The organism is Sphaerisporangium sp. NPDC051011 (genome assembly GCF_040653595.1).
Classification (GTDB): domain Bacteria; phylum Actinomycetota; class Actinomycetes; order Streptosporangiales; family Streptosporangiaceae; genus Sphaerisporangium.
Genome location: NZ_JBFAGG010000016.1, coordinates 215,423 through 227,317, shown reverse-complemented (window position 1 = coordinate 227,317; position 11,895 = coordinate 215,423). Strand labels below are relative to the sequence as shown.

General features: G+C 68.3%; 8 protein-coding genes. 4 read left to right on the top strand and 4 right to left on the bottom strand.

Annotated elements, in window-relative coordinates; all coding sequences use genetic code 11:
- Positions 1-232: 232 nt before the first annotated feature.
- The 4 genes from solA to AB0H21_RS32135 are packed head-to-tail and all read left to right on the top strand — an operon-like array spanning position 233 to position 6,314.
- On the top strand, positions 233-1,399 hold the full coding sequence (gene solA / locus AB0H21_RS32150; protein ID WP_358524221.1) for an N-methyl-L-tryptophan oxidase: 1,167 nt from the start codon (positions 233-235) through the stop codon (positions 1,397-1,399).
- A 24-nt stretch (positions 1,400-1,423) separates the two neighbouring features.
- On the top strand, positions 1,424-3,484 hold the full coding sequence (locus tag AB0H21_RS32145) for a prolyl oligopeptidase family serine peptidase (protein WP_358524219.1): 2,061 nt from the start codon (positions 1,424-1,426) through the stop codon (positions 3,482-3,484).
- Complete coding sequence (locus tag AB0H21_RS32140; RefSeq protein WP_358524217.1) at positions 3,481-5,211, top strand: CocE/NonD family hydrolase; 1,731 nt, start codon at positions 3,481-3,483, stop codon at positions 5,209-5,211. The genes AB0H21_RS32145 and AB0H21_RS32140 overlap by 4 nt, the downstream gene beginning before the upstream one ends.
- A gap of 59 nt (positions 5,212-5,270) precedes the next feature.
- Positions 5,271-6,314 carry an alpha/beta hydrolase gene (locus AB0H21_RS32135; protein WP_358524214.1) on the top strand — a complete coding sequence of 348 codons (1,044 nt, stop codon included), beginning with the start codon at positions 5,271-5,273 and terminating at the stop codon, positions 6,312-6,314.
- Here the strand turns inward: AB0H21_RS32135 and AB0H21_RS32130 are convergent.
- The 4 genes from AB0H21_RS32130 to AB0H21_RS32115 all read right to left on the bottom strand — a co-directional run bounded on the left by AB0H21_RS32130 (position 6,285) and on the right by AB0H21_RS32115 (position 11,857).
- Positions 6,285-6,839 (bottom strand): hypothetical protein, encoded by a 555-nt coding sequence (locus tag AB0H21_RS32130; RefSeq protein WP_358524211.1) that lies wholly within the window; start codon positions 6,837-6,839, stop codon positions 6,285-6,287. The genes AB0H21_RS32135 and AB0H21_RS32130 overlap by 30 nt on opposite strands.
- 180 nt (positions 6,840-7,019) lie before the next feature.
- A complete protein-coding gene (locus tag AB0H21_RS32125; RefSeq protein WP_358524209.1) occupies positions 7,020-7,535 on the bottom strand; it encodes a hypothetical protein in 516 nt (171 codons plus the stop codon).
- 1,401 nt (positions 7,536-8,936) lie between these two features.
- Positions 8,937-9,887, bottom strand: a complete 951-nt coding sequence (gene ligD / locus AB0H21_RS32120; RefSeq protein ID WP_358524206.1) for a non-homologous end-joining DNA ligase — start codon at positions 9,885-9,887, stop codon at positions 8,937-8,939.
- A 92-nt stretch (positions 9,888-9,979) separates the two neighbouring features.
- On the bottom strand, positions 9,980-11,857 hold the full coding sequence (locus AB0H21_RS32115; RefSeq protein ID WP_358524203.1) for a BTAD domain-containing putative transcriptional regulator: 1,878 nt from the start codon (positions 11,855-11,857) through the stop codon (positions 9,980-9,982).
- Positions 11,858-11,895: the final 38 nt, after the last annotated feature.

The following is an 11,895-nucleotide window of genomic DNA, read 5'->3' as shown; positions in this document are numbered from 1 at the left end:
CACCGCGTGCGACTCCACCGCGAGGCGATCGGCGCCGCGGAGACGATCGGGCGCCGGCTTGCCGGTGACGCACTCGGCTGAGTTCGGTGTCCGCCAGGACCTCCCCGGTCATCGACGTGGGTTGCAACAACGGCGATGCCGTCGTTGCAACCCACGCGGTGTCGGGCTCGCTCCGGCTCTGTCGTACCTAGACTCCCGCCAACCCCCACCGAACCAGAGCAAGGAAACGCGGATGAGCGATGGCACGTACGACCACATCGTGATCGGTCTCGGCGCGCTCGGTAGCGCCACCGTTCGCCAGCTCGCGGTTCGTGGGGCATCAGTGCTGGGCCTTGAGCGGTTCGAGCTCGGACACGGGCGCGGAGAGTCCGAGGACCACAGCAGACTGATCCGCGTCACTTACCACACCGAGGCCTACGCGCGGCTCGCCCAGGAGGCCTACCGCTCGTGGGAGGAACTCGAGGTGATGACCGGGCAGCAGGTCGTGAACAGGTGCGGCTGTCTCGACCTCTACCCCGAGCACGCGGAGCTCTCGCTCGAGACGTTCGTCGACAACGCGCGTGCGGCGGGTGAGCGAGTGCAGACGCTCAGTGCCCGCGAGGTCATGGAGCGGTGGCCTCAGTTCTCGCTGGACTCCTCGACTCGAGCCGCGTATCACGCCAAAGGCGGCTTCGTGATGGCCGGCATCGCGAACCGGCTCAACCGCCGGGTGGCCGTGGACCACGGGGCGGAGCTTCGCGAGCATGCCCGCGTCGATGGGATCGACGTCCGCCCGGACGGGGTCAGGGTGCGGGTGGGGACCGAGACGTTCTCGGCGCGCAGTCTCGTCGTCGCCGCCGGTCCTTGGACCAACGAGGTCCTGGCCATGGTGGGCGCGTCGTTCCCGTTGACGGTGACCCAGGAGCAGGTCACCTACCTGGTGCCTGCTCGGCCGATGGACTTCCACTGGTCCCGGTTCCCGGTATGGATGTGGATGGCGAGGCCGTCGCTCTACGGCTTCCCGATCTTCGGCGAATCCGCGGTGAAGGCCGCGATCGACGCGGGCGGACGGGAGGTCACCGCCGACTCTCGCTCGTTCGATCCCGACCCGGATCTGAGTGCCACCGTTCGCACGATGATGGCCGACCTGCTGCCAGGTTCGAACGCAGCGGTACGACGCGAGAAGACCTGCCTCTACACCCTGCCGCCCGACCGCGACTTCATCCTCGACCTGGTGCCCGGTCACGACCGAATCTCGGTAGCGGTCGGCGGCGGACACGCCTTCAAGTTCGCCTCGGTGATCGGCGAGATCATGGCCGACTTCGCGACGGCGGGTGAGACGGCGCACGACGTCGCGGCGTACACGGCCACACGCCCGATCCTCACCGAGGTCGACCCTCCCAAGAACTTCCTGCTCTGAGCCGATATCGAGGAATCGAGACCCATGAAGACCGATCTCCGAGACGACCGGCTGTTCTCCCGCGCCAGATCCCTGACGTCGGACTGGCTGCGTCCGGGCAGCGGCGCCGTGGTCGCACTGGAGTCGCTCGAAGCCGCGCCCGACGGACTCCGTGCGGTGGCCGCCGCCTCGGTGTCCGCCTCGCTGGAGGGGGAGCTGCGCCGGGACGGCACCACCCGCACCCGGATCGCGCTGGTCGACCTCGCCACCGGCGATGTCGCCCTGCGTACCGACGGGCAAGGCTCGGACACCTCGCCGCGATGGTCGCCGGACGGAAAGCTGATCGCCTACCTGTCCGACCGCGACGAGTCCGGCATCGCGAGCCTGCGCATCCTCGATGTCGGCTCGAGCGAGGACCGCGCGACCGCGCAGGTGCCCGGGTTCGCCGAGTCGCTGGAATGGTCGGCGGACGGGCGGACGATCCTGCTCGGCGTCGCGGGCCTCGGCTCGGACATCGCCGGGATCCAGGGGGCCGTGGCGGTCGGTGGCCGCGACCAGGGGCCGGCGTGGGCCCCTGACGTCGACGGGGTGCCATCGGCGGCGCCCTACCGCATGCTGTGGGTGTATGACATCGCCATGGGCACGGCACGGCAGGTGTCGCCGCCCGGCGTGAATGTGTGGCGCGGCGTCTGGTGTGGACCGCGGCATGTCGCGGCGATCTGTTCCGATCAGCCGGACGAAGGAGCCTGGTACACCGCGGACGTCAGGCTCATCGGTGTCGACGACGGCAGCGTGCGGACCCTGCTCGTCCCACGCGACCAACTCGGCTGGATCGCCGCGTCCCCGTCTGGGGCGACGGTCGCGGTCGCCGAAGCCGTGTGCAGTGACCGTGACATCGTCGCCGGTGAGGTCCGGCTGATCGACGTCGGCGCCGGGACCGTCAGCCGGCCGGCGACGCTCGGTGCGGACGTCGTCCAGCTCGTTTGGCGCGGTGAGGAGGCGCTGCTCTTCGCCGCGCTGCAGGGACCGGACTCGGTCATCGGCGTGCTGGACCTGAGCTCGCAGAACTCGCGAGAACTGTGGCGGAGCGCTGAGCGTGCGGTCAGTGGCCTCGTCCTGCCCCGGATCGCGCCGCTCGGTGGGCGACCCGATGACGTGCTGTTCATGACCGAGTCGTTCTTCGAGGCGCCCACGCTGGTCGCGCTCGAAGGCGGTCACGAACGCCGCATCCGCAGGTTCGTCTCACCGGAAACAGCCGCCACGGTCGCCTCGCTCGGCTCGGCATGCGACTTCTCGTGGGTCGCCCCGGATGGACTCGAGCTCCACGGCTGGCTGCTCACACCTCCGACGCCCGGGCCGCACGCGCTGATCGTCCAGATCCACGGGGGTCCGGTCTTCTTCAGCCCGCCGTTGTACGTCGGCAGGTCGGCGTTCGTTCAGCTGGCGCTCGCCGAGGGCTACGCGCTCTTCCTCCCCAACGTCCGTGGATCGAGCGGCCTCGGCCAGGACGCCGCCCGAAGTGTGATCGGCGATGTCGGCGGGGCCGACGCCGCCGACCATCTGGCCGCCCTCGACGCCCTGGTGGCGGCGGGGAAAGCCGACCCGGACCGGATCGGCGTCACCGGCGGGAGCTACGGCGGCTTCATGACCTCGTGGCTGATCACCCAGAGCCGGCGCTTCGCCGCCGCCGTCACCGTGGCGCCCACGTCGAACTGGGTCAGCGACCGCTTCACCAGCAACATCCCAGGGTTCTTCGACATCTTCCTGGGCCAGGACCCGAACGACCCGGACGGATTGCACCTGACTCGGAGCCCGGTGCATCATGCCGCTTCGGTTCGGACTCCGCTGCTGAGCATCTGCGGGGCCCTGGACCGAATCACGCACCCGGCTCAGGCGCTGGAAATGCACCGCGCCCTCCAGGCACAGGGCAGCGAGACCGTCCTGGTGACCTACCCGCACGAGGGGCACGGCGTCAGGAGCATGCCGGCCGCGTTCGACCACGTCGCCCGGATGATCGCGTGGTTCACCGCGCACATGCCTGCCCGCCGGTCTGAGGACTGTTTCTCCGAACGGCAACCGACTTCAAGAGAGGAGCCGACGACATGAGCGGAGGCCACCGTGTGATCACCGAGTTCGACGTCGAGGCGACCATGCGAGACGGGGCAGTGCTGCGGGCCAATGTCTTCCGGCCCGACGCAGAGGGTCCCTTCCCGGTGATCCTGTCCCGCACGCCGTACGACAAGAACACCCCGGGCGACGCGGGACACGGGTTCGACCCACTCATCCTGGCCCGCTTCGGGTTCATCGTGGTCGTGCAGGACGTCCGCGGCCGTTACGCCTCCGAGGGAGCATGGGAGACGCTCGAGCACGAGCGGGAGGACGGCTACGACTCGGTCGAGTGGGCGGCGCGTCTGCCTGGCGCCAACGGCCGTGTCGGCATGTACGGGGCCAGCTATGTCGGTACCACCCAATGGGCGGCCGCGTCGATGAATCCGCCTTCGCTGAAGGCGATCGCGCCCGCGTTGACGTGGAAGGACATGGCCGACGGCGTGATCCGGCGTGGCGGTGCCGTCGACCTCGGCCTGCCCGCGTTCTGGGTACTGCTGCAGGGATTCGACTACATCGCGCGCACCAGCTCCCCAGACGAACACCCGGCCCGGTTCGAGCAGCTCGTGGCGGCCTATGACGGACTGAGGTCGACGGGCTACTGGGAGCTGCCGGCCGTTGAGCTGCCGGCCGCCGTGCGGCTCGGCCTGCCGACCGCCTCGATGTCGCTGGACGTGAGTGCTGCGGCCTCCTATACCGACGCCGACTTCGACGGGCTCGACTCCGACCTCGCCATCGCCGCGACCAGTGGGTGGTATGACATCGCGGTGCAGGGCACGCTCGATGCCTTCGTCGCCGCACGGAGCCGTGGCCTCGATGCCCGGCTACACGTGGGACCGTGGACCCACCAGAGCCCGCGCGACCCGGTCGGCGAGCGGTACTTCGGCATGCGGAGCCAGCGGGAGACCTTCATGGTCGACTATGCGGAGTCCTGGTTCGGTCGCCACCTCGCCTGGTTCTCCAGGCACCTCGGTCCGGCGGCGTCCGTCCCACTGCCCGAACGACGGGTGCGGATCTTCGTGATGGGACGCAACGAGTGGCGCGACGAGGACGACTGGCCGCTGGCCCGTGCGCGCGACGAACGCTGGTTCTTGCACCCGGACGGCACGGTGGCGCCCGATGCGCCCGGCGATGCCTCCCGCGATGCCTCCCGCGATGCCTCCCGCGATGCCGCCGGCGGTGCCTCCCGCGGTGTCGACGGTGATGTGCGGGAGTTCGTCTACGACCCGGCCGACCCCGTGCCGACGGTGGGCGGGAACACCGCATGGATCCCGGGTCATCCGGCCGGGCCGATCGACCAGGCGCCGGTGGAGAGCCGCGACGACATACTCGTCTACACCTCGGCGCCACTCGAGGCGGACCTCGAGGTCACCGGGCGGGTTCGCGCCCGGCTCACGGTCGAGAGTTCCGCGCCGTCGACCGACTGGGTCGCCCGGCTCTGCGACGTCGACGAGGACGGGACGTCGTGGAACATCTGTGACGGCATCGCGCGCGTCGTCGAGCACGCCGATCAGGTCTGCGAAGTCGAGATCGACCTGTGGTCGACGAGCAACGTCTTCCTCGCCGGGCACCGGATCCGGGTGCACGTGACGAGCAGTTCGTTCCCGCGGTGGGACCGCAACCTCAACACCGGTGACCAGGCCGCCGACACCTGGGAACGAGCGACCCAGCGCGTGCGTCATGAGGGTGGTGCCAGTTGGCTCGAGCTCCCGGTCGTGCGCAATTGAGCGCGGACCACGCCGCAGTGCCCGGCGCACAGACCGAGAGCAGTGGAGGAGGTCGACTGATGTCGAGCGATGGCGGCTCAGGGCCGCAGCCTGGTTTCGACTGGCGCAAGGCGATCGCCGACAATCAGACGCTGCCGGCGGCCGGGGTCGAAGATCACCGAACGGTGCGCATCGGCGGCATCGATCAGTGGGTCAGCGTGCGCGGCAGCCACCGTGACAACCCGCTACTGCTCTTCCTCCACGGCGGGCCCGGATCCCCCATGATGGGAGAATCCTGGTCCTTCCAGCGGCCGTGGGAGGACTTCTTCACCGTCGTGCAGTGGGACCAACGTGGTGCGGGCAAGACGTATCGGAGCAACGGTCGCGGGCACGAGACGGACCTCACGATCGACCTGATGCAGGCCGACGCCGAAGACCTGATCGAGCACCTTCTCGAACGTTATGGTCAGCAACGCCTCGTACTCGTGGGGCACTCGTGGGGCACCGTGCTCGGCATGCGGATCGCGCTGGCCCGACCGGAGCTCTTGCACGCGTACGTGTCCATCGGGCAGGTCGTCAACATGCGCCGCAACGAAGCGGTCAGCTATCGGCGCACGCTGGCGATCGCACGCGAGCGCGGTGACCTGGAGGCGATCGCCGACCTGGAGGCGATCGCCCCCTATCCGGATGCTGCGCCGCTGCCGATGAGCTCCATGCTCGTCGAGCGCAGATGGGTCGAGGCGTACGGCGGCATGATCCATGCCCTGGCCCAGGACGACGAAGTTCAGCGTCTCCGGATGAGTCCGCTCTACGACGAGTTCGACATCGAGGCGACCGAGCATGGCGCGCTGGCTTCGGTCGAAGCGCTCTGGACAGAGCTGATGTGCATTGACTTCGACGAGGTTCGGTCGCTGGACTGTCCCTTCTTCGTCATCGCCGGAGCCGAGGACCTGGCAACGCCGGCAGAGCTTGCCCGCGAGATGTTCGATCAGATCGAGGCACCGCACGGCGAGTACATCGAACTCCCTCGTGTCGCGCACTACGCCTTCCTCGAGGCTCCGGGTGTGGTTCTGGTCAAGCTCGTGCAACTCGTGCTACCGCTCGCGAGCGTTGATCGGGTCTGACTTCGTTCGAGCGTCTTTAATTTCTCCTATTCTCGCGACATCATGCGGACCGGAACCGCACAGCCAAACACCGGTGCCGTTCCGCTCGGCCGGCTTCAAACCAAGTCGATGACGGGGACACAGCGGCCAGACGCGGTGAAACTCGTCGATGCAGTCCGCTTGAACGTTCGCCGCGATCTCTACCAGAGCGTCCAGGAATCCGATTCCAAACACTTCCCGGCCATGAACGACGACTCCCGGACCCTGGACGCAGAACGACGCGTCCAGCGAGACCGCGGGGGTGATATCCCAGTGGGCGGTAGCAGGAAGGTCCGAAAGCACCAACTGAAGAGCGCGCTGGGAATGAGTGAACCGCAGGGCGAGCAAGCGCTCCCGAAGGGAATCCCCGAAGATCGGGCCATATTCCACGTGAATTCGCCGCAGCTCTTTGATCGCCCCCGTATCGAGGTGATCCACCTCGACATCGAATGCCTCGTCCTCTTGTAGAAGTGAGAGCCATTGCCCGAACTCGTCATCAGGATTCAAGCGCTACCCTTCCTGAGGAGAAACCGCTGGGCTGGATACCCGACCGACCCACCTCGGCAAAGAGGCGGCTCCGGGTGCCCGAACGGGCCAGGGTCGGGCGCAAGACCCAGCCGGGGCCGAAACCCAAACCCTCTCTAATGAGGCTTTGTGTCCCTCCGCTGGCGCTCGGGATGCTATGACCTACGGTTTCACGTTGTCGACGGCGACGCTCACAGTTCCGGCGAATGGTCTCACTCCCTTAGGTTTCACTAGAACTTGCGGCCGACCGTTTTCTCGCACGGTCACCATTTCGCCAACGGCAGAGCACCAGCCGAGAATGCCGCGAACTGTCATGCCGGCGAGGAAGCACGGTCGATCTCCCTTATTGGGCCGCACCACCTCAGCCGTTGTTTCCGCACTCTGCCGATCCACGAGCAGCCATTTCGTGGGATTCTGAACAGCGAGGCTCGAACCGTCCGGTGCCCATGCGACAGCGGACGGGTCACCGGCGACGTTCACATCGCTTGTCTTGCCGTCCGGGATCGAAATGATCGAAACGGAAGCCCCCGTGGGAGCGAAGACGTTTGATTGATAATTCTCACTGCCTCCGTGCACGAGGGCGATCCGGCGCCCGGCGGGGTCTACGTCGAGGGAGTGAATTTCCCCTTTTACCTTGGCGAGGATTTTCGGAGGCGCCGACTGAGTCGTGTCCGCCACAGCGACATTTCCTTCATCGTCCCCGAGAACAATGCGTCCACTGGAGCCGACCCAACTGGCGACGGAGGCTGGGAATCGTATCTCCCGCTCGGTTCCGCTGCGTATGACGACGACGGAGTACTCACCGTCATCATCAGTCGAACCTCTGGCCCAACAGCCCACGAGGGCGATGCTTCGGCCATCCCTACTCAGCCAGGGGAACTCCATATCGGAGCCTGCCGCACAGTCTCGCAACTGCACCGGCGAAAGATCGGCCTTCGCCACATAGCTGTCATTCGCCTCGCCAGGCTGCACCCCAACGAACCACGCGAAGTCGTAGGCAGCGGGATCCTCTCCACCCGAGCCTCCGCACGCAGCCAAGCATGCGACCAACATGACTCCGAGCAGAACCGACCTGAACATAACGCTCACCCAGCCTCACCGATAGCAGTATGACAGCTTTTCCATTCGCGCACTTGAGTCGATACCAACCCCAATTCTTGAGCCGGTCGGCCACCCAGAAGGCATTCTTCGCCATTTTCGGGTTACTTCTCTTGACGTTGTATCCCAGGATTCTGCCCAGGCTTTTGTTGTGTACAGGTCCATCTTGGTCCAGTAGCCACATTTCGGACTGCAGTAATCCTCGTGATTGTTGCCGATCGTCTTGGCGGAGGCTGCTCCGATGGTAATCGCCATGAGCGCGTTCTACAGTGCGTGCAGGAACGCGTTCTTCCACCAGTCGCCGTCTCGGGAAGTAGTAGCAGTCCACTCCTGTAGCGCTACGCGATGGCGGCCTTTCTTGGCGCCGGTGATTCATTTTTTAGAGGGCGGGTCACTGAACATGGCAGATGAGATCATTACACCGGTTAGAAGCATGCCCGGAATTATTCCGGCCACCAGACCACCGACTACTGTCCCCTGATTGAGGACGGCATCCACCATGTGCGCCAAAGTCATCCCGCCGCCACAGAGTGTCGCGAAGGTAACTTCTCGCCTCGTCGCCCTACGTCGACTCATCAAGCGGCCCTCCTGCGCCGGATGAAGGAGGGTGGCCACCCTCGAGTTCTATTCAGCTACTTGTTGTTGTTTGCGTGTTGGACGCTGTAAATTCCCGAAAGAATGTAGCAGGTCACGGCAGACATGACGATGGAGACCTGCCTGTCCGCCTTCGTGCTAAGCGCCCAACGAGAAAACGCGGTGGTCCCTGCCTGCAGGCCATGAAGTCTTTCTTCACACAGGCGCGGCGCTTCACTTGTTGCGCTTACGTTTCCGGGCGGAATCCAGCACGCCAGCGGCCATCGCCACGCAGGCGATGGCCGCCGCGCCATGCCCCTTCCATCTCTAGGCCGGTTTGATAAATCACAGGTGATGATCTGATGGCCAGGCCGTACGGCGCCAGGGCAAGGGCACTGCTCTACGGGGTCAGCCTCGGCGGGTGCGGGCGCGGCGTTTGCCCTCGTGCATCGCCTGTACGCGGGCGACCGGGATCGTGTGGCCCTCCTCGATCAGGTCGGCGGGCAGTCGCTGCGGCGGGGGCATCAGCTCGGCCCACGGGTCGCCGTCCCCGGCCAGGGCCGCCGCCGTGCGCAGGGTGAAGTCGCTCGGCGTCACCCGGTCCAGGTCGTCCCACGCCACCGGGAAGGACACCGGCACCCCGGGCCGGATGCGCGGGCTGTAGGCCGCCACCACGGTCGCCCCGCCGGCCCGGGTCGAGTCGAGGAACACCTTGCCCCCACGGTCCTCCCGGATGAACGCCGTCGTCGCCAGTTCCGGGTCCAGGCGCTCGGCCCGCGCGGCGACGGCGCGGGTGGCCGCCGCCATGTCCTCCATGCCGATCCCCGGCTCCAGCGGGACGAACACGTGCAGCCCCTTGGCCCCGCTGGTCTTCACCGCGCCCGCCAGCCCGTCGTCGGCCAGCGCCCGGCGTACGAGGTGCGCCGCGCGGACCGCCATGCCGAACGCGTCCCCTTCCGGCGGGTCCAGGTCGAGGATCATGTGCGTCGGCGTGTCCAGGTGGTCGGCCGTGACCAGGGCCGGGTGGTATTCGACCGCGCGCTGGTTGGCGAACCACAGCAGCGTGCGCCGGTCGTCGCACAGGGCGTAGGAGACCTCCCTGCGCGAGGTCTCCGCCCACAGCGTCACCGTGCGCACCCACTCCGGGGTGTACTTGGGGACGTTCTTCTGCATGAACGGCTCCTGGCCCGCCCGCACGCGGATCACCGACAGCGGCCGGCGGCGCAGCGCCGGGATGATGCGGCCGGAGACGGCGTCCAGGTAGTCGACCAGGTCGCGCTTGGTCGCGCCCGCGCCGTCGAACAGCGGCTGGTCGAGGTTGGTCAGCGGAACTCCGTCACGCGTCTCATCGCTGGTCACCAGGCCACCATGCCCATCAGGACATTACGGGGTCAACCTCGCGCGCCGCCGGTCCTCGGATCGCCGGCGCCGTGGCCGGACGACCCGGCCTTTCATGCGCCGATCAGCGCGGACAGGGACGGCAGGACGGTGGCGCCGAGGGAGCCCGCGAGGCGGAAGTGGACCGCCCGGCGGACGGCGGCGGCGCGGTCGCTTTCGGGCAGCGTGCTGACGGCCCGCTCGCGGGCGAACAGCCGGACCAGGTCGTGCATGCGGTAGTCGTCCGGGGCGTGGCACTCCAGCAGCCGGGCGCGGACCAGCGCGTCCAGGGCGTGGTGGGCGTCGTCCGGGCGGCGGCCGGTCAGAGTGGCGGCGACGGGCGCGGTCACGTCGGCGATGTCCAGGAGGCCGAGAAGCGTGAACAGCTCGGTGGCCTCCGGATGCCGGTCGAGTTCGTGACCGGCGGCCAGGCTCGTGCGGACGCACAGGTCGCCGTGGGCCAGTTCGTCCAGCCGGCTCTCCGCGGACGCGAGTCGCGAGGCCAGCCGCGCCGCCGTCCAGTGGGGGTGGGCGGCCAGCCGGGCGCCCGCGATCCGGACGGCGAGGGGCAGGCGGCCGCACAGCTCGACGATTCTGGACGCGGCCTGTGGGTCGTCCTCGACGCGCTCGGGCCCGGCGAAGGCCGCCAGCAGGGCGATCGCGTCGCGTTCGCCCGGCGTGTCCAGATGCAGGCGCACGGTGGCGTCCAAGGTCGTGAGCCGGGTGCGGCTGGTCACGATGACGGTCGACGTCGACCCGCCGGGCAGCAGTGGCCGCACCTGGCGGGCGTCGGCGGCGTTGTCCAGCACGATGAGCATCCGCCTGCCGGCAGTCCGGGTCCGGAACAGGGCGGCGGCCTCGTCGACGTCGATTCGCCCGCTGACGCCGGGGACGTGGAGGGAGCGCAGGAACCGGGCCAGCACCTCGCCCGGCGCGAGCGGGGCGAGGCCCGGGGTCGCCCCGTGGAGGTTCATGTAGAGCTGTCCGTCGGGGTACGACGAGACGACGGCGTGTGCCAGGCGGACGGCGAGCCGCGACTTGCCGACGCCCGCGGGGCCGTCGATCGCGACGAACGACCCCGGGCCGGTTCCGCGATGGGTGAGGACGGTGATGGTCCGGGCGAGCTCGGCCTCCCTGCCCACGAACGCGCCGGCGTCGGACGGCAGCTCCGCCGGGCCCGTGTGCGCGGCGGCGCACCAGGCCCCGCGCGCCGAGACGTCCTCGCACCCGTGGAGGCAGGCCGTGGGCGCGTTCGCGTCGAGGACGGGGTCCGCGGCGAGGATGCGCTGGTGGAGGTGGCGGACGGCCGGGCCGGGCTCCGCCCCGATCTCGCTGACCAGATGCAGCCGGAGGCTCTGGTACGCCTGGAGGGCCTCGCCGGTCCTGCCGTCCCGGTAGAGCGCCGTCATGAGCTGGATCCACAGCCGTTCCCGCAGCGGGTGCTCGTGCACCGCGCGGCGCAGCGGGCCGATCACCTCGGAATGGCGGCCGAGCGCGAGCCGGGCCTCCATGAGGTCCTCCAGCACTTCGAGCCGGTCCTCGGCGAGGGTGACCGCCCAGGCGCTGAGCGGCCCGGAGAGCGTGACGCCCTGCAGCACCTCGCCGCGCCACAGGTCCATCGCCCGGCGGAGCGTGGTCTCGGCCAGCGCGACGTCACCCCGGCGCAGCGCCTGGCCGCCCCGCTGGGTCAGTTCCTGGAACAGGAGGGTGTCCAGTTCGTCCGGACGGACGGTGATCCGGTAGCCATTGCCGGAGGTCTCGATGTGCGCCCTGCCGTGGTCGAGCGTCGCCAGCATCCTCCTGAGCTGCCACACGTACGTCTTGAGGTTGTTGCGCGCGGACTGCGGGGGCCGCTCGCCCCACATCTGGTCGATGAGGAGGCTCGCGGCGACGGTGGTGTTGGGCTGGAGGAGCAGGGCGGCCAACAGGTGCCGGTGTTTCGCGCGCTTCAAGGACAGTTCCCGCCCGGTCGCTGTCTTGACGGCAAGGG